We start from the raw sequence: 17,343 nt of genomic DNA on the forward strand, positions 1-17,343 counted from the left end.
GTTATCCGGTCCAGGTCCAGTCGGCGATCTCGGGTAGGTCGGTGCCGTGTTCGCGGATCCAGGCGTGGTGGCGGGTACGGGTGTCGGCCATGGTCTGGCGGACGCCGGCCGCGCGAGTGGCGAGGCCGGGGACGCGGTCGATGACGTCCATGACCAGGCGGTAGCGGTCGAGGTCGTTGCGCACGACCATGTCGAAGGGCGTCGTAGTGGTGCCGGATTCCTTGTAGCCGCGCACGTGCAGATGGGCGTGGCCGGTGCGGCGGTAGGCGAGGCGGTGGATCAGCCACGGGTAGCCGTGATAGGCGAAGATCACCGGCTTGTCGGGGGTGAACAGCGCGTCGTACTCCGAGTCGGCCATCCCGTGCGGGTGTTCCTCTTGGGGCAGCAGTTTCGTCATGTCGACGACATTGACCACGCGGACCGCCAGGCCGGGCAGATGGCGGCGGAGCAATGCGGCTGCGGCGAGCACCTCCAGTGTCGGCACGTCGCCGGCGCAGGCAAGGACCACATCGGGCTCGCGGGTGCCGTCCTCCGTCCCCGCCCACTCCCAGATGCCGGCGCCACGTGCGCAATGCGCCCGGGCCTCGTCGAGGGAGAGCCAGTCGAAGCAGGGCTGTTTCCCGGCGACGATGACATTGACGTAGTCGCGGGAGCGCAGGACGTGGTCGGCCACCGAGAGCAGGGTGTTGGCGTCCGGCGGGAGGTACACGCGGACGACGTCCGGGCTCTTGTTGAGCACGTGGTCGACGAACCCGGGGTCCTGGTGCGAGAACCCGTTGTGGTCCTGGCGCCAGACGTGCGAGGTGAGCAGGTAGTTCAAGGAGGGAATCGGGGCGCGCCAGGGCAGCCCGCGCGCGGTCTTCAGCCACTTGATGTGCTGGTTGACCATGGAGTCGACGATGTGGACGAACGCCTCGTAGCAGGAGAACAGACCATGGCGGCCGGTGAGGTTGTACCCCTCCAGCCAGCCTTCGCAGAGGTGCTCGGACAGGACCTCCATGACCCGGCCGTCCCGCGTCAGGTGTTCGTCGGTGGCCAGGGTCTCGGCCTGCCACGCCTTGCCCGTGACCTCGAACAGCGCACCCAGGCGATTGGAGTCGGTCTCGTCCGGGCCCACCACCCGGAAGTCCCGGCGCCCGGCCGTGTCGGCCATCACCCGGGCGAGCAGACCGCCCATCACCCGGGTCGGCTCGTGCAGCGTCGCGCCCGGCTTGTCGACGGGCACGGCGAAGTGCTCCAGCGGCGGGACGGGCAGGGCGCGGGTGAGCAGGCCTCCGTTGGCGTGCGGGTTCGCGCCGAGGCGCAGGTCGCCGTCCGGTACGCAGGTGAGGACCTGCTCGGTGGGGCAGCCCTCGGCATCGAACAGCTCACCCGGCCGGTACGAGCGCAGCCACGCCTCCAACTGCCGCAAGTGGTCCGGGTTTTCGCGTACGTGCGCCAGCGGAACCTGATGGGAACGCCACGTCCCCTCGACCGGTACCCCGTCGACCTCCGTCGGCCCCGTCCAGCCTTTCGGCGTGCGCAACACGATCACCGGCCACGCAGGACGGCGGCCGGCCGACTTCTTGTACTCCGCGATCCGATCCAGGGCATGGTCCATCGCGCGCGCCATGCTCAGATGCACCTTGCCCGGGTCGGACCCGGTCACGTGCAGCGGCTCGTAGCCGTATCCCTTCAGCAGGGCGTCGAGTTCGGCCTCCGGGATGCGGGAGAGGACCGTGGGGTTGGCGATCTTGTAGCCGTTGAGGTGCAGGATCGGCAGGACCGCGCCGTCGTGGACGGGGTCGAGGAACTTGTTGGAGTGCCAGGACGCGGCGAGCGGTCCTGTCTCGGCCTCACCGTCGCCGATCACGCAGGCGACCAGCAGCCCGGCGTTGTCGAAGGCCGCCCCGTACGCATGCGCCAGGGAATAGCCCAGTTCACCGCCCTCGTGGATCGAGCCCGGCGTCTCGGGCGCGACATGGCTGGGCACCCCGCCGGGGAAGGAGAACTGCCGGAACAGGCGCTCCATGCCGGCCGCGTCCCGGCTCACGTCCGGGTACGTCTGTGAATAGGAGCCGTCCAGCCAGGAGTTGGCCAGGACGGCAGGCCCGCCGTGTCCCGGTCCCCATACGCAGACCGCATCCAGCCCGCGGTCCTTGATCACCCTGTTGAGGTGGGTGTGGACCAGGTTCAGGCCGGGCGAGGTGCCCCAGTGGCCGAGCAGCCTCGGCTTGATGTGCTCGGGCGTCAGCGACTCGGTCAGCAGCGGGTTGGCCATCAGGTAGATCTGGCCGGCGGCCAGATAGTTCGCCGCCCGCCAATGGGCGTTCAAGGCAGCCAGGTTCACCGGTCGGTCCTTGGGCACGGTGCCTCCTCGGTCTCGGGGGTACGTCATCGGTGCGCCGCCCGGGTACCGCTCTCGGCGATGCGCATGCGGGTCGTCATGCGTGCGGGACTACGGCCACCGGGCAGGGCGCGTGGTGGAGTACGGCGTGGTTGACCGGGCCGAGCTGCATGCCGAGGTGGCTCTTGCGGCGACGGGCGCCGACCACGAGCAGATCGGCCGTGTTTGCCACGTCCAGGAGTGCCTTGCGGGCGTGGCCCTCGATCGCCTGCGGCCGCACTTCCACCACGCCCTTCACCCGGGCGGTGGGCCGCAGAGCTTCGGCCAGCGCGTCCTCTGCCAGGGCACGGTGCCGCTCGGAGTCCGACCGGTGGTCCGGATGGTCGGGCACCTCCCGGGCCGGGCAGCGCCAGGCATGCACCGCATCCAGTGCCGCGCTCTGCAGTTCCGCTTCGCGGAGCGCGAACTCCACTACTGGGTGCGCCTGTTCGGCCTCATCGACGCCGACGGCGATCCGGCGGAAGCTGCGGCGCAGGTGCCGCTCGTCGCCGCGTACGACGATCACCGGAGACTGTGCGCGGGCGGCGACCGCGAGGCCGACCGAGCCCAGCGGCAGTCCGGCGATTCCGCCCGCTCCCAGGCCGCCCACCACGACAGCGAAAGCCTCACGACTCATCCTGGTCAGTACGGCGGCGGGGTCCTCGGTGACCAGTTCTCCGTACGCCTTCACCGCTGCGGCACGGCGGTTGGCACGCTCCACGGCCGACCCGACGAGGTTCTCGCCGTACACCCGAAGGGCGCTCCGGTCGGGGCCGAACGTGGGGCCGTAGCCCTCGTACCATCCCCAGGCCTGCGAATGAATGACGCACAGGGGCAGGCCGTGCAGGGCTGCCTCGTCCGTCGCCCAGTCGAGTGCTCGCAGGCTCGGGTCCGAGCCGTCCACACCCACGATCACCGGCTTGTCCACAGTGTCACCCCCTCAGGGTCCGCCCCGTTCGGGGCGTCGTACCGGACGCTTCCACCGTCGCGCGCAACCGGATAGGGGCGAACCGGCCCCAGCCGGGGCCATTCGGCCCCAGCCGCCCACCGTGCGGGTTCCGCAGGGTGGGAGCAGAGCCGGCGGAAGGGGAAGCGATGACCACTCGTACGCGCATTGCCGTCATCGGGGTCGGTACTGGTCCCCAGCGCCGTGCCGATGGGCGACGGCGGAATCAGCTACGGGCAGGCCTCGATCGCAGCCGCCCGGCTCGCGAAGGGATGAGGAACCCCTGTGCCTCGGCATACCGGGCAGGGTGACGGAGATCCACGAAGAGGCCGGAATGCGCATGGCGACGGCCGACTTCGGCGGCGTGCGGCGCGAGATCTGCCTCGCCTGCACCCCGATGGCGTCCGTCGGTACGTACGTCATCGTGCACGTCGGTTTCGCCATCACCGAGGTCGACGAGGTGGAGGCGGAGCGGACCCTCGACGTCCTGCGTGCCATGGCAGGGGCCGTCGAGGGCGAACTCGGCGAACCGCTGCCCGGGTCCGGCTGACCAGCCGGACCCGCCCGGACACAGGGCCGACCGGCCCCCCTCCTTGCCCCCGACGGCCTCTGGGGCGTACCCCCGGGCCGCCGGATGCTGAGTACGTCAACCGGCGGAAGAGGAACCGAGATGACCGACAACGAGCCCACCGGACGGCCGGTGCACGCGCTGCTGGCCGACGGCACGACGGTACGGATACGGGTGGCCCGGCCCGACGACCACGCCCAGGTCCAGCAGTTGTACGAGGAGATGTCCACCGAGAACCTGCGGCTGCGGTTCTTCTCGGTCGGCCGCAGCTCCGCCCGACAGGCAGCCGACCGCTGCTGCGGACCGGACCGGCCCGGCCACCGGGCCCTTCTCGCCGAGGCGGCGGGGAAGGTCGTCGGGATCGCCGAGTACGAGATCACCAGTTCTCCCGGCACCGCCGAGATGGCGCTGGCCGTCGCCGACGGACGCCATCACCTGGGCATCGGCACCCTGCTCCTGGAACACCTGGTGTCCGCCGCCCGGGAGGCCTCGATCACCGCGTTCACGGCCGACGCACTCGCCGAGAACCACGAGATGCTGAAGGTGTTCGCGGACCTCGGTCTGAGCACAGCCCGCCACTTCGAGGGGCCCGAGGTCCGCTGCACCGTGCTGCTCGACCAGGACGAGACCTACCTCTCGGCGGTCGAGGAGCGCGGAAGGACCGCCGACGTGGCGAGTCTCCAACCGCTGCTGCGCCCGGACTCGATCGCCGTGGTCGGAGTGGGCCGCAGGCCCGGCTCGGTGGGACGCGCCATCCTGCACAACCTCCGCGCCGGTGGCTTCACCGGGCGGCTCTTCGCGGTCAATCCGAGCATCACCTCGGTTCTGGGAGTACCCACATATCCCTCGATCGCCTCGCTGCCCCGCATTCCCGATCTCGTGGTCCTCGCGGTGCCCGCCGCCGCACTGCCGGCCACCGCCGAGGAGTGCGGCAAGTCGGGGGTGCGCGCGCTGGTCGTCGTCTCCGCCCGGCTCGACGCCACACAGTCGGACGCCCTGCTCACTGCCTGCCGGACGTACGGCATGCGGCTGGTCGGGCCGAACTGCCTCGGCATCTCCAACACCGACCCGGAGCTCTCTCTCGACGCGACGTTCGCCGCGAGGCATCCGCGACCGGGGACGGCAGGTGTCGCCGTGCAGTCCGGCGGCGTCGGCATCGCCCTGCTCGACGGGCTGTCCCGCCTGGGCATCGGAGTGTCCAGCTTCGCCTCGCTCGGCGACAAGTACGACGTCAGCGGCAACGACCTGCTCCAGTGGTGGGAGTCGGACGGCCGGACCGATCTGGCTCTGCTGCATCTGGAGTCCTTCGGCAACCCACGCGCCTTCTCCCGCACCGCCCGCCGGGTGACCCGGCGGATGCCGGTGCTCACCGTCGACGCGGGCCGCACGGAGGCGGGCCGACGCGCCGCCGCCTCGCACACCGCGGCGGCCGCGACCCGGACCATGACCCGGCGGGCCCTGTTCACCCAGGCGGGCATCACCGCCACCCGCACGATCGCCGAACTCCTCGAAGCCGCCGCCCTGTTGCACGCCCAGCCGCTTCCGGCAGGGAACCGTGTCGCCGTGGTGACCAATGCGGGAGGCGCGGGCGTACTGGCGGCGGATGGCTGTGCCGAGGCCGGACTCGTCCTGCCCCCGCTCGGCGCGGATGTGGTCGGTGACCTGCTGACGGTCCTCCCCGAGGGAGCGACGGCGGGCAACCCCGTCGATGCCACCGCGGCCGTCTCCGAGGACCAGCTCAGCCAGTGCGTGGACCGCCTCGTCAGGCACGCCGGCATCGACGCCGTCCTGGTCGTACTCGTACCCACCGCGGTCGCCGCGGCAACAGGCGACGACCTCACCCGGGCCCTGTCCCGTGCCCCCGGGCGCCGCACCCGGACGGTCGCCGCGGTACGCCTCGGCCAGGACCTGCCCGTCAAACTGCTGCCCACCGAGGACGGCGGTGCGGTTCCCGCCTACGCTGATCCGCAGTCCGCGGCCCGCGCACTGGCCCACGCCGTGGACCGCGCCCGCTGGCTGGCACGGCCTCCCGGCACCATCCGGCCACTCGACGGCATCGAGACCGACGCCGCCCGGGCACTCGTCGACACGTACCTGACCAGCCACCCCGACGGGGGCTGGCTCGGGCCACGCGAATGCGCCGCCCTGCTCGCCTGCTACGGCATCCCCCAACTCCCCTGGGCCTGGGCCGAGACCGAGGACGACGCGGTCTTCGCGGCCGAGCGGCTCAAGGGCCCGGACGGTCTCGCCGTCCTCAAGGCGCACTGGCCGGGCCTGCTGCACAAGAGCGAGCAGCACGCGGTCCATCTCGATCTGCGCGGGGATTCCCAAGTACGCGCCGCCTACCGGGACTTCGAGACCCGCTTCGCCGGCCTGCTGACCGGCGTCGTCGTCCAGCCGCTCGCCGAGCGCGGCATCGAGCTCTTCACCGGCGTCGTCCAGGACGAAGTGTTCGGCCCGCTGGTCCTGTTCGGACTCGGCGGCACGGCCACCGACGTGCTGGCCGACCAGGCCGCCTGCCTCGCCCCGCTCACCGACCTCGACGTGCACGACCTGATCACCGCCCCACGCTGTGCCCCGCTGCTCTTCGGGCAGGGCGGCAACGGACCGGTCGACCTCGAAGGCCTCGAACAGCTGCTGTCGCGCCTTTCGCGGATGGCCTGTGACCTGCCCCAGCTGGCCGAGGCCGACCTCAACCCGGTACTGGCCCGGCCCGGCGGCGTCACCGCACTCGACGTCCGCATACGGCTGCTGCCGCGCAAGGCCGACAACCCCTATCTGCGACGTCTGCGCTGAGGAGGAGGCAGAGATGAAGCACAGCAAGATCGGCTCAGTGATGACCACCGAGGTGGTCACCGCCCGGTTCGCCACTCCCTTCAAGGAGGTGGCTCAGCTCCTGGCCACGCACCGCATCAGCGGCCTGCCCGTGCTCGACGCCGACGACAAGGTGATCGGGGTGATCTCCGAGACCGATCTCCTGGCCCGCGAAGCCGAGGCACCCGGACCGACCGCTGCGAAGCGCGGTCTCCGGCTGCCCCGGATGAGCCCCGCGGCCCGCAGGGCTCAGGCCAAGGCGCAGGCCCGTACGGCAGGGCAGCTGATGTCGCAGCCGCCGGTCTGCACCCACGCCGAGAACACCATCGCCGAGGCCGCCCGCACCATGGCCCGGCAGAGGGTGGAGCGACTGCCCGTACTCGACGAGGAGGACCGTCTGGTCGGCATCGTCACCCGACGCGACCTGCTCCAGGTCTTCCTGCGCACGGACGACGAGATCCGCCGCGAGGTGATCGCCGAGGTGCTGGTCAACACCCTGTGGCTGTCACCGCAGACCATCACGGTCTCCGTGGCCGACGGCGTCGTGACCCTCGACGGGAAGCTGGAGCGCCGCAGCGAGGTACCCATCGCGGTGAACATGACGCGCCAGATCGACGGAGTCGTAGCGGTGGTCGACAAACTCGGCTACCACCTGGACGACTCCCACCTGAAGCCCACCGATCAAGCCTTGCACGGCGTCACCGAGGACTGGCTGCGCAAGCTGTGAAAGGACAGGTCATGCGTCACTACTGGGACGGCTGGGGAATGGACGGCTGGGGGTACGCGGGCGCGGGGCTGACCGTGCTGGTTCTCCTGGTACTCGTGACCGTGGTCGCGGTCGTCCTGCTCCGCCGAGGCGAAGGCGTGCGGCACGACCGGACACCGGCAGCGGAGCAACTGCTCGCCGAACGCTTCGCCCGCGGCGAGATCGACGACGAGGAGTACCGCAGGCGGCTCGCGGTCCTGCACGACACCAAGCCTTCAGGAAAAGACAGGTGACCTGCGATGATCGAGCGCGTGCTCGTCGTGTACGGCACGAAGTACGGCTCCACCCAGGAGATCGCCCAGTCGATCGGCGACACCTTCCGCAAGGAGGGGTTGGCGGCCGACGTGCGGCGGGCGGCCGATGTGAGGGACCTGCGCCCGTACGGTGCGGTGGTCGTCGGCGGCGGACTGTACGCGAACCGCTGGCACCGGGACGCGCGTCGCTTCACGCGTCGCCACCGCCGCGCGCTGAAGGAGCACCCGCTCTGGCTGTTCAGCAGCGGGCCCCTGGACCCGTCGGCCGCCGAACGCGAGATTCCTCCCGTGCCCGGGGTACGCCGCATCGCGGACCGCCTGGGCGCCAGGGGGCACGCGACCTTCGGCGGCCGGCTGGACGGCACCGCGAACGGCCGGCTCGCCCGGATGATCGTCAAGTCCGGCAAGGGCGGGGACTTCCGCGACTTCGAGCAGATCGCCGCGTGGGCATCGGGGATCGCCGCCGCACTCGCGGGCGAGGAGGTGCGGCACCGTGAAACGCGCGAGTAGCAGGACGAAAGTGCGGCGGTGGCGGTGGCGCCACAACCCGCTGCGCCGCAGGTCGGACACCATCGAGGCATGGACCCGAGTAGTGCTGGGCACCGCGCTGTTCCTCGGCGCTCCACTGGCCGGTTCGCTGGCCGGGCTGACCATGTATGACCAGGCGCAGGCGACAGCCGCCCAGCAGCGTGCTTCGCGCCACCTCGTCCGGGCCACCGTATTGGAGGACGTTCCCACCTCCCCGGCCTCGACCGACGGAGCCGCAACCCGCCAGGTCTCCCCCGTGGCCGTGCGCTGGACGACCTCGGACGGCCGCACCGTGACGGGCAATGTGAAGATGCCGGAGGGCACCAGGAGCGGCAGCCCCACCGACATCTGGGTGGACACCCACGACAGGACCACCACCGCACCACGCAGCAGCAGTGACAGCCGGGCACAGGCCATGGGGGTCGGCGGCGTCACAACGACCGCTGCCGGACTGGCGGTCGGGGGCCTCTGGCTGGCCTTCCGGTCAACAGCCAACCGTCGCCGCATGGCCGAGTGGGAGCGGGACTGGGCCGTGACCGGCCCCCAATGGGGTCTGCGCAGCCACTGAGCCGGCCCGCCCGGCCTCTGACAGGGCCGGTCGGCCCCTGCCCCGGCGCCCACTTCTCTTCGAAGCTGGACGCAGCTGACACCTCGACGACAGGAGGCCGCGCATGACCGCCATCGGAGCCACGGCAGTCCTCGACCGGCTGGGCCTTGAGGCGCTGGTCGCGGCCCTGAGGGCGGGCGGCCGCACCGTGGTCGGCCCCACCGTCCGCGACGGCGCGATCGCGCTTGCCGAACTCGATTCCGCCGAGCAACTCCCCTACGGGTGGGGCGTGGAGCCGGCGGCCGGACGCTACCGGCTGCCCCGCCGCGAGGACGGGGCCGCCTTCGCGCACTCCGCGGGCCCCCAGTCATGGAAGAACTTCCTGCATCCCCAGCGGGAGAAACTGTGGAGCGCCGACCGCTCCCCGGAAGGAGAGGTGACCGTACAGGTCGAGCGTCCGGTCCCACCCTCCTACGCGTTCCTGGGGGTCCGGCCCTGCGATCTGCGAGCCATCGCGATCCAGGACCGGGTGCTGGCCGGCGGCTACTTCCAGAACACCGGCTACACGGAACGCCGGAGCGGGACGTTCCTCATAGCCGTCGAGTGCACCGAACCCGGGGCCACCTGCTTCTGCGTCTCCATGGGCACCGGCCCTGGAGCGGATTCCGGCTTCGATCTCGCCCTGACGGAAGTGGTCGACGAAGAGGGACACCGGTTCTTCGTCCGGGTCGGCAGCGAGGAGGGCGCCACACTTCTGGACGCGCTGCCGTACCGGAGCGCCGACGCGGCCACGGCGAGCGCCGCCCGTGCCGCCGTGACCGAGGCCGTCGACAAGATGGGGCGCGCCATGCCACCGGTGGACCTGCACGCCCTGATGGGCGCGAGCCTGACGGCCGAGCGCTGGGACGACGTCGGCGCCCGCTGCCTGACCTGCGGCAACTGCACCATGGTGTGCCCCACCTGCTTCTGCACCACCACCGAGGAGGTCACCGACCTCACGGGCGACCACGCCGAGCGGTGGCAGCGCTGGGACTCCTGCTTCGACCTCGACTTCTCCTTCCTCCACGGCGGTCCGGTCCGCTCCTCCGGCCGCAGCCGATACCGGCAGTGGCTGACCCACAAACTCGGCACCTGGCACGACCAGTTCGACAGCTCCGGCTGCGTGGGCTGCGGGCGCTGCATCGTCTGGTGTCCGGTCGGCATAGACATCACCGAAGAAGTCGCGGCTCTCAACGAGGAGGCAGAGCGATGAGCACCTCAACGACCATGATGAGCGCCCTCCCGGCCGAACACCGCGACCGGCTGATGCACATCGCTCGCGAGGTGTCCTTCCCCACGGGCACCCGGATCTTCGAGGAGGGCGGCCACGCCGACCGATTCTGGATCATACGGACCGGGTCGGTCGGCCTCGACATGCACGTACCCGGCCGCCGGTCCCCCCTCATCGAGACGCTCGGCCATGGCGAACTGGTCGGCTTGTCCTGGATGTTCCCGCCCTATGTCTGGCAACTGGGGGCAGAGGCCCAGAGCCCCGTGCGGGCGCACGAGTTCGACGCCTTGGCGGTGCGCATGATGTGCGAAGACGACCCGGCGCTCGACGCGACGGTCGGCCACTGGGTCGGCCGGGTCCTCGCCCATCGGCTGCAGGCCGCGCGCACCCGCCTCCTCGACCTGTACGCGCCCTACGGCAGCGGGACCGGTGCGCGGGGATGACTGCCGTTCCGGTTCCCTACCGGGTCGTCGCCCGCTGGCCGGAGACCCCCGACACGGTCACGCTCCGCCTGGAGCCGGTGGGCGCACCGCTGCCCGCCTTCATGCCGGGCCAGTTCGCCATGGTGTGGGCGTTCGGGCGCGGCGAGATCCCCCTCTCGGTCAGCGCCATCCCCACCACCGGTGGCCTCGCGCACACGGTCCGCGCCGTCGGCGCCGTCTCCGAGGGGCTGTACGCCGCACGGGTCGGTGATGTGATCGGGCTGCGCGGCCCGTACGGGACCGGGTGGGAACTGGACAAGGCCATCGGCCAGGACCTGCTGGTCGTCGCCGGCGGCATCGGGCTGGCCCCGCTGCGCCCGCTGATCCGGGACGCGGTCACCGACCCGAAGCCGTACGGGCGCCTCAACGTACTCGTGGGCGCCCGCACCCCGGTCGACCTGATGGCGAAGATCGAGACCAAGCAGTGGAAGACCGCCTACACCGGCGTGACCGTCGACCGGCCGGACGACCGCTGGGCGGGCCAGATCGGCGTCGTCACCAAGCTCCTCCACCGTGCCCGTTTCGCACCGGACACCACCACGGCCTTCGTCTGCGGACCCGAGCCGATGATCCGGGCCACCGCCCGCGACCTGGCGCACCGCGGACTCCCGGCCGACCGGATCCGAGTCTCGCTCGAACGCAACATGCGCTGCGCGACCGGGCACTGCGGCCACTGCCAACTCGGTCCGCTCCTGCTGTGCCGGGACGGCCCGGTCGTCACCTGGGGCCGGGCCGAACCACTGCTCTACGTCAGGGAGTTGTGACATGAATGCGCCGCCGACGCTCGCCGTGTTCAAACTCGTCTCCTGCGACGGCTGCCAACTCACCCTTCTGGACTGCGAGGGCGAACTCCTCGGCCTCGCGGGGCAAATGGAGATCGCCCACTTCCTGGAGGCATCCAGCGCGGTGGCGCCCACCGCACGGGTGTGCGGCATCTGCCCGGTCGCCCACCAGCTCAGCGCCTGCGCGGCGATCGAGGACGCCTGCGGGATCACCGTCGATCCCGCGATCCGGGAGTTGCGCAGGCTGCTGTACTGCGGCGAGTGGATCGAAAGCCAGACCCTGCACATCTACCTGCTCCACGCCCCCGACTTCCTGGGCTGCGCCAGTGCCATCGAGCTCGCCCGCACGGCACGCGAGCACGTGGAACGCGGTCTGCGGCTCAAGCAGGCGGGCAACGCGATCCTCGAACTCCTCGGCGGCCGAGCCATCCACCCGGTCAACGTCCGCCTCGGCGGCTTCCACCGCACCCCGACGCCCGATGAACTCAAGCCGCTGGCCGATCAGTTGAAGCACGCAAGGGACGACGCGTGGGACACCGTCCGCTGGGTGGCCGGCTTCGACTTCCCCGACGCCGAAACCGACGCCGACCTGTTCGCGCTGGCCGCGCCCGGCACCTACGCCATCGAGACCGGAACCCCGGCCGTCCTGCGCCCCGACGGCACGCTGAGCACCTTCCCGCTCCACACCTTCCTGGACCGCGTCCACGAGGAGCACCTGCCGCACTCCACCGCCCTGTACTCCACGCTCGACGGGCGCCGCCATCTCACCGGCTCCCTGCCCCGGTTCGCGATCAGTGGCCGATGGCTCTCGCGCACGGCGGTGGAAGCCGCCCGAGCCGCAGGCCTCGGCGACCCGTACGAGGGAGCCGTCTGCCGCAATCCGTACCGCTCCATCCTCGTACGCGCCGTAGAGGTCGTGTACGCGGTCGACGAGGCACTGCGGGTCATCGCGACATACGAGCCGCCTGCCCGCCCGTACACCGAAGTCCCGCCCGTCGCGGGTACGGGGCACGGGGCGACCGAGGCTCCGCGGGGACTGCTCTATCACCGGTACGCACTCGACGCGGAAGGCACGGTGACCGACGCCCGGCTCGTCCCGCCCACCGCGCAGAACCAGGCAGCAACAGAGGCCGACCTCCGGCGCATCGCGCAGACGGCGATCACTCAACATATTCCGAACGACGCCGAGTTGACCGCCCTCTGCGAGCGGGCGATCCGCAATCACGACCCCTGCATCTCCTGCTCCACCCACTTCCTCGACGCGCACCTACAGCACCTGAGCCCCTGAGGAGGCTTTGTCATGGCCAGTTCTCCGCACATCGTGAGCGATGTGATGACCCACACCGTCGTCTCCGTCGGCCGCAACGCCGCGTTCAAGGAAATCGTCGAGCTCATGGGGCAGTGGAAGGTCAGCTCCCTGCCCGTGATCGAGGGCGAGGGCCGGGTGATCGGCGTCGTGTCGGAAGCCGATCTGCTGCCCAAAGAAGAGTTCCGCGACACCGACCCGAGCCTCCTGCCGACGCGTCGGCCGGCCGATGTGGCCAAGGCCGGGGCGGTTACCGCGGGCGAGTTGATGACCGCTCCCGCCATCACGGTGCATGCCGACGCCACGCTCGCCCAGGCGGCTCGGACGATGGCCCTGCGCAAGGTCAAGCGGCTGCCCGTCGTCGACCGGCTCGGCATCATTGAGGGTGTGGTGAGCCGCAGCGACCTGCTCAAGGTGTTCCTGCGGCCCGACACCGAGCTCGCCGCCGAAGTCAACCGCACGGTCGCCGCCATCCTCTTCCCCAACCAGGCGGTCACCGCCTCCGTGCAGGACGGGGTGGTCACGTTCCGCGGACCGATCCGCGACCGGAACCTCGTCCCCGTGGCCGCCAGGCTGGCCCACGCGGTCGAGGGCGTCGTGGACGTCCGCATGGACCTCACCGCACCGGCCGCACCGCCGCCCTCCCGATGAAGTACCTGGACGAGTACCGCGATCCGGCCCTCGCCCGGCACCTGCTCGCCGAACTGCGGCGGACCGCCACCCGCCCCTGGCGAATCATCGAAGTGTGCGGCGGCCAGACCCACACACTGGTCCGCCAGGGCATCGACGAGCTGCTGCCCGCCGGCGTCCGCATGATCCACGGCCCCGGCTGTCCGGTGTGCGTCACCCCGCTGGAGACCCTCGACCGCGCCATGGCCATCGCCGCGCGGCCGGGCGTGATCCTCACCAGCTTCGGCGACATGCTGCGAGTCCCCGGCACCGAGACCGACCTCCTGGCACTGCGGGCGCGCGGCTCCGACGTCCGGGTGGTCTACTCACCCATGGACGCCGTACGCATGGCCGAGGCACAGCCCGACCACGAAGTGGTCTTCCTCGCCGTCGGGTTGGAGACCACCGCCCCCGCCAACGCCCTGGCGGTGCGGCACGCCGCACGGCTGGGTCTGGCGAACTTTTCGATGCTGGTCAGCCACGTCCTCGTACCGCCCGCCATGACGGCGCTGCTCGGCTCGCCCGACTGCGAAGTGCAGGCGTTCCTCGCCGCCGGGCATGTGTGCGCGGTGATGGGCTGGCAGGAGTACGAGCCCATCGCGGCCCGGTACCGCGTACCGATCGTGGTCACCGGTTTCGAACCGCTCGACCTGCTGGAGGGCATCCTGCTGGCCGTCCGGCAGCTCGAAGGCGGCCGGCACGAGGTCGAGAACCAGTACACCCGCGCCGTACAACGCCCCGGCAACGCCGAAGCACAGTCCGCCGTCGCCGAGGTCTTCCAGGTCACCGACCGGGCCTGGCGCGGGATCGGCACCCTGCCCGCCAGCGGGCTCCAACTCACCCTCAAATACGTGCAGTTCGACGCGGCACGGCGGTTCCGGGTCGATGGACTGCATCCGGTCGAGGACCCCGAATGCATCGCGGGCGCCATCCTCACCGGCGCGCGGCTGCCCACCGACTGCACCGCCCACGGGACGCGCTGCACACCTCGTGCCCCGCTGGGCGCCCCGATGGTGTCCGCCGAGGGCACCTGCGCCGCCTTCCACTCCGCCGGCCGCACGAAGAGGAGCCCCTCATGACGACGCCGGTCTGCCCCGTCCCCCACCGCGAGGACGAACGGATGTCGATGGGCCACGGGCAAGCACCCGGACCATCACGGTGAAGCGCACCTGACTCCACGTCGGCACCCTGCCTGTGCGCCCCGCCCTCACCCGGCGTGGCGCACAGGCACCCTCGCGCTGTCAGCGGGGACCAGCACTTCTGCAGACAAGACTGCGACGGGCTGTCACGATGTGGGAGTTTCCTCTGAAAGGGCACTCAAGGCAGCTCGCAGGGCTGTCCCAGACGGTAGACAGAGGTTGGGCGAGGTCGGCGCCCAGTATTGCTGCGGGCCCCACCCTGAGGAGCCCCATGACCATCACGTCACCACCACGGCTGCGAGCCGCGCCATGCCTCACCGGCGCCCACACCGGGCACCGCACCCTTCCGCCGCTGGATCCGGTGCATACGAGAATCCCCCGGTGGCTCAGCCGCCCGATCCCCCGTCAGCAGGGCTCCATACAGTGCGACTGATTCGCCTCGTCGACCCAACTTGGCCCTCCGGATGCCTCACCGGCAGAGCGCCAACAGGCCACCGTCGTGGGTGGTTGTGAATCATTGAGGACCTTGGCCGTGGTGGGGGGTGGTTTCGGTCTTCGTGCGCAGGGGCGGTTGCGGGGTTTTGTGGGGGTGCGGGACGCTCTGTTGCCCGGTCGAGGGGACCGCCGACAGCGCCAGGAGGGCGCCCGCCGCGCGACTCCTGCCCGGCCGAGCCTTTCCCGTGCCGTCCTGGCCATGGAGGTCTTCATGCTCAGCCCTCTTCACTCTCCGCGCACCCTGTGTGCCGTCGGCGCCGCCGGCGTCACCACCGCGGTAGTCCTTGCCGTGACCGGTGTCGCCCACAGCGCCCCGGCCGCTCAGCCCGAGCAGACCTGTTCCACCGCCACGTTGACCGGTACCTACCTGTTCGCCGGTGACGGTCTGTCCGTCTCCGGCACGTCCAGCCAGCCCCTTGCCTTCGCAGGCTCCGAGCACTTCGACGCCGCCGGGCACGTCCGGGGCACCTCCAGCTCCAGTTTCAACGGCACCATCACGCGCGGCGCCCCGTTCACCGGCACCTACACCGTCAACGCCGACTGCACCGGCACCCTGGCCATCGGCACCACCCTCCACTTCGACCTCTACACCGCCCCCAGCGGCGACTTCTTCACCTACATCCAGACCGACCCCGGCTCCGTCAGCGCCACCACCGAACATCGAGCCACCCGCACCTGACCGGCCGTCCCACGGCCGTCGCCATTGCCGGGGCCAACCGGCCAAGAGCGTCCGCCGGTTGGCCCCGGCACCCCTGCCAGGGAGGCAGCACTCAGTCCGAGACGCGGTTCTCGGCTCCGGACACGGCCGTGCCGGGGTCGGTCCGGGCCTCGGTGCATGACTGCCCCGAGGGGGCCGCATACAGGTCGAAGTGGCTGGTCGACGCGGCGATGGTGTAAGTCGCCGAGCCGGTGCAGTCGGCGTTGACGCGGTAGGTGCCGGTCTCGTGGGTGTGCGCGGTGATGACGCCGTTCAGACTCTGGGTGACGGTCCCTGTGATGTGGCCCTTGATCCCGCGTCTGCGCGAGCAGGCGCGGATCGCCCAACCAGCCATGCCGCACGCCAGATACCGCCCACTCCCGTGCCTGCGGCCCGACAGCACGCAAAGGATGATTGCAAAGCGCCGGGCAGGCCGCTACGTCACACCGGTGGTGCCTCCCGTGTCACACCGCATCCACCCCGCGGTCGCTGTCCTGAGGGGAGGGGGAAGGCGGGGACTGGTGGGGCGACGGAAGGTTCAAGGCCCGCCCGGTCCGTGGTCGTCCTGGACCTGCCCAGTGGATCCACCCCAGTACGGCCAGGCAGCCGGGCGCGGCGAGGATCGCGAACCAGGTCATGGCGGTCGGCATGCCCGTATGGTCCGCGAGTGCTCCCACTCCGAGGACAGGGACGGCCAGGGCCAGGTATCCGACGGAGTACGCCGCCGACAGGACCTCTCCGCGTAGGTGGGCCGGTATCACGGCGGTGAGGTCGGTGAGTGCTCCGGTGAAGCCGATGCCCTGGCCGGCGCCGCAGACGACCGCGGCACCTGTCAGGACCGGCAGACTGTGCAGGCCCGCGGCCAGGACGAGCAGGGCCAGCCCCCCGGTCATCACGCCGAGCCCGACCTGCTGTCCGGCCCCGGCGGCAAGGCGGCCGGCATAGGGTTGCGTGAGCGCCGAACAAATCAGCATCAGTGCCACAACGCCTCCCCCCACCGCGGTGTTGGCGGTGTGGCTCAGCGCCCCGGCCACGGAGGGCACCAGCGCGAGGAAGACGCCGAGCAGACTCCATGAGAACACCGTGGTGGCCGCAGTCGTCACGAACACTCGCCGGGCCGCCCGCGGGAGCGCGGGCCGGTGCGGACGCCACGGCCCCGGGGGGTCTGGGGCTCCGGCTGGCCAGCGCATCAACAGGACGGGCAGCAGTAGCAGCAGATGGGTGAGGTACGGGAGCATCAAGGGAGCTGGGAGGAGCGCCGCGATGGTCCCGGACAGGAGGGGGCCGCTCGCGCTGCCGACGGAGATGGCCAGCGAGGCGAGGGACACGGAGCTGCCGCGGACAGGGCCGGAGCCGTCCGCGTGGGCCGCGTCGGCCAGCGCGGCCGTCGCCGCACCCGAGGTGAGTCCGGCGGCCGCCCCCTGAAGCATCCGGCCCGCGAACAGGACCGCGGGAGTGGCCGCGAAGGCCAGCGCTCCTGAGGCGAGGGCGGCCAGGGCCAGGCCGAGGTGGGCCACGCGTCGGCGTCCCCATCGGTCCGACAGCCCTCCGCACACCAGCATTGTCGGGATGATCACGGCGACGTACACGGCGAACAGTGCGGTGGTCTCGAAGGCCGAGAGTCCGAAGCTCAGCCTGTACTTGGCGTAGAGCGAGGTGGGCAGACTGGAGCCTGCACATGTCACGGCAATGGTGTAGGTCGGGCCGGTCAGGTG

At 71.0% G+C, this 17,343-nt stretch carries 17 protein-coding genes; 13 read left to right on the forward strand and 4 right to left on the reverse strand.

Going from position 1 to position 17,343, the window contains the following annotated elements:
- Window position 1: 1 nt before the first annotated feature.
- Window positions 2-2,377 (reverse strand): phosphoketolase family protein, encoded by a 2,376-nt coding sequence (locus ACSHXC_RS05690; RefSeq protein ID WP_438290498.1) that lies wholly within the window; start codon window positions 2,375-2,377, stop codon window positions 2-4.
- Between the two features lie 46 nt (window positions 2,378-2,423).
- Window positions 2,424-3,293, reverse strand: coding sequence for a universal stress protein (locus ACSHXC_RS05695; RefSeq protein WP_438290499.1), 870 nt, complete (start codon window positions 3,291-3,293; stop codon window positions 2,424-2,426).
- 301 nt (window positions 3,294-3,594) lie between these two features.
- On the opposite strand from ACSHXC_RS05695, the gene ACSHXC_RS05700 reads away from it, so the two are divergent.
- The 13 genes from ACSHXC_RS05700 (at window position 3,595) to ACSHXC_RS05760 (ending at window position 15,610) form a co-directional block, all read left to right on the forward strand.
- Window positions 3,595-3,861, forward strand: a complete 267-nt coding sequence (locus tag ACSHXC_RS05700) for a HypC/HybG/HupF family hydrogenase formation chaperone (protein WP_438296449.1) — start codon at window positions 3,595-3,597, stop codon at window positions 3,859-3,861.
- Between the two features lie 120 nt (window positions 3,862-3,981).
- On the forward strand, window positions 3,982-6,675 hold the full coding sequence (locus ACSHXC_RS05705; protein ID WP_438290500.1) for a bifunctional acetate--CoA ligase family protein/GNAT family N-acetyltransferase: 2,694 nt from the start codon (window positions 3,982-3,984) through the stop codon (window positions 6,673-6,675).
- A 13-nt stretch (window positions 6,676-6,688) separates the two neighbouring features.
- Window positions 6,689-7,420, forward strand: coding sequence for a CBS domain-containing protein (locus tag ACSHXC_RS05710; RefSeq protein WP_438290501.1), 732 nt, complete (start codon window positions 6,689-6,691; stop codon window positions 7,418-7,420).
- An 11-nt stretch (window positions 7,421-7,431) separates the two neighbouring features.
- Window positions 7,432-7,692, forward strand: coding sequence for an SHOCT domain-containing protein (locus ACSHXC_RS05715; protein ID WP_438290502.1), 261 nt, complete (start codon window positions 7,432-7,434; stop codon window positions 7,690-7,692).
- 6 nt (window positions 7,693-7,698) lie between these two features.
- Window positions 7,699-8,223 (forward strand): flavodoxin domain-containing protein, encoded by a 525-nt coding sequence (locus tag ACSHXC_RS05720; RefSeq protein WP_438290503.1) that lies wholly within the window; start codon window positions 7,699-7,701, stop codon window positions 8,221-8,223.
- On the forward strand, window positions 8,207-8,809 hold the full coding sequence (locus ACSHXC_RS05725) for an Rv1733c family protein (RefSeq protein ID WP_438290504.1): 603 nt from the start codon (window positions 8,207-8,209) through the stop codon (window positions 8,807-8,809). The genes ACSHXC_RS05720 and ACSHXC_RS05725 overlap by 17 nt, the downstream gene beginning before the upstream one ends.
- Window positions 8,810-8,912: 103 nt before the next feature.
- On the forward strand, window positions 8,913-10,040 hold the full coding sequence (locus tag ACSHXC_RS05730) for a 4Fe-4S dicluster domain-containing protein (protein ID WP_438290505.1): 1,128 nt from the start codon (window positions 8,913-8,915) through the stop codon (window positions 10,038-10,040).
- On the forward strand, window positions 10,037-10,501 hold the full coding sequence (locus tag ACSHXC_RS05735) for a Crp/Fnr family transcriptional regulator (protein WP_438290506.1): 465 nt from the start codon (window positions 10,037-10,039) through the stop codon (window positions 10,499-10,501). The genes ACSHXC_RS05730 and ACSHXC_RS05735 overlap by 4 nt, the downstream gene beginning before the upstream one ends.
- Window positions 10,498-11,304, forward strand: a complete 807-nt coding sequence (locus ACSHXC_RS05740; RefSeq protein ID WP_438290507.1) for an FAD/NAD(P)-binding protein — start codon at window positions 10,498-10,500, stop codon at window positions 11,302-11,304. The genes ACSHXC_RS05735 and ACSHXC_RS05740 overlap by 4 nt, the downstream gene beginning before the upstream one ends.
- 1 nt (window position 11,305) lies before the next feature.
- Entirely contained in the window at window positions 11,306-12,610 is a 1,305-nt protein-coding gene (locus tag ACSHXC_RS05745; protein WP_438290508.1) for a nickel-dependent hydrogenase large subunit, read from the forward strand.
- Window positions 12,611-12,622: 12 nt separating this feature from the next.
- A complete protein-coding gene (locus tag ACSHXC_RS05750) occupies window positions 12,623-13,279 on the forward strand; it encodes a CBS domain-containing protein (protein WP_438290509.1) in 657 nt (218 codons plus the stop codon).
- Window positions 13,276-14,376: a hydrogenase formation protein HypD gene (gene hypD, locus ACSHXC_RS05755; protein ID WP_438290510.1), complete on the forward strand. Its 1,101-nt coding sequence runs from the start codon at window positions 13,276-13,278 to the stop codon at window positions 14,374-14,376. The genes ACSHXC_RS05750 and hypD overlap by 4 nt, the downstream gene beginning before the upstream one ends.
- 766 nt (window positions 14,377-15,142) lie before the next feature.
- Window positions 15,143-15,610 carry a hypothetical protein gene (locus ACSHXC_RS05760; protein ID WP_438290511.1) on the forward strand — a complete coding sequence of 156 codons (468 nt, stop codon included), beginning with the start codon at window positions 15,143-15,145 and terminating at the stop codon, window positions 15,608-15,610.
- A gap of 91 nt (window positions 15,611-15,701) precedes the next feature.
- Here ACSHXC_RS05760 and ACSHXC_RS05765 read toward each other — a convergent pair whose 3' ends face one another.
- The gene (locus ACSHXC_RS05765) at window positions 15,702-15,983 is read right to left on the reverse strand and encodes a hypothetical protein (protein ID WP_438290512.1); all 282 of its coding nucleotides are present in this window, start codon (window positions 15,981-15,983) and stop codon (window positions 15,702-15,704) included.
- A 109-nt stretch (window positions 15,984-16,092) separates the two neighbouring features.
- Window positions 16,093-17,313, reverse strand: a complete 1,221-nt coding sequence (locus tag ACSHXC_RS05770) for an MFS transporter (protein WP_438290513.1) — start codon at window positions 17,311-17,313, stop codon at window positions 16,093-16,095.
- Between the last annotated feature and the right edge of the window lie 30 nt (window positions 17,314-17,343).

The organism is Streptomyces sp. HUAS TT7 (assembly GCF_051550175.1).
Classification (GTDB): Bacteria; Actinomycetota; Actinomycetes; order Streptomycetales; family Streptomycetaceae; genus Streptomyces.

Bases quoted from the DNA above. Each gene is read 5' to 3' on its own strand.
- ACSHXC_RS05720 (WP_438290503.1), top strand. From the start codon at position 7,699: ATGATCGAGCGCGTGCTCGTCGTGTACGGCACGAAGTACGGCTCCACC.
- ACSHXC_RS05715 (WP_438290502.1), top strand. From the start codon at position 7,432: ATGCGTCACTACTGGGACGGCTGGGGAATGGACGGCTGGGGGTACGCG.
- ACSHXC_RS05705 (WP_438290500.1), top strand. From the start codon at position 3,982: ATGACCGACAACGAGCCCACCGGACGGCCGGTGCACGCGCTGCTGGCC.
- ACSHXC_RS05735 (WP_438290506.1), top strand. From the start codon at position 10,037: ATGAGCACCTCAACGACCATGATGAGCGCCCTCCCGGCCGAACACCGC.
- hypD (WP_438290510.1), top strand. From the start codon at position 13,276: ATGAAGTACCTGGACGAGTACCGCGATCCGGCCCTCGCCCGGCACCTG.
- ACSHXC_RS05740 (WP_438290507.1), top strand. From the start codon at position 10,498: ATGACTGCCGTTCCGGTTCCCTACCGGGTCGTCGCCCGCTGGCCGGAG.
- ACSHXC_RS05730 (WP_438290505.1), top strand. From the start codon at position 8,913: ATGACCGCCATCGGAGCCACGGCAGTCCTCGACCGGCTGGGCCTTGAG.
- ACSHXC_RS05710 (WP_438290501.1), top strand. From the start codon at position 6,689: ATGAAGCACAGCAAGATCGGCTCAGTGATGACCACCGAGGTGGTCACC.
- ACSHXC_RS05745 (WP_438290508.1), top strand. From the start codon at position 11,306: ATGAATGCGCCGCCGACGCTCGCCGTGTTCAAACTCGTCTCCTGCGAC.
- ACSHXC_RS05765 (WP_438290512.1), bottom strand. From the start codon at position 15,983: ATGGCTGGTTGGGCGATCCGCGCCTGCTCGCGCAGACGCGGGATCAAG.
- ACSHXC_RS05750 (WP_438290509.1), top strand. From the start codon at position 12,623: ATGGCCAGTTCTCCGCACATCGTGAGCGATGTGATGACCCACACCGTC.
- ACSHXC_RS05690 (WP_438290498.1), bottom strand. From the start codon at position 2,377: ATGACGTACCCCCGAGACCGAGGAGGCACCGTGCCCAAGGACCGACCG.
- ACSHXC_RS05760 (WP_438290511.1), top strand. From the start codon at position 15,143: ATGCTCAGCCCTCTTCACTCTCCGCGCACCCTGTGTGCCGTCGGCGCC.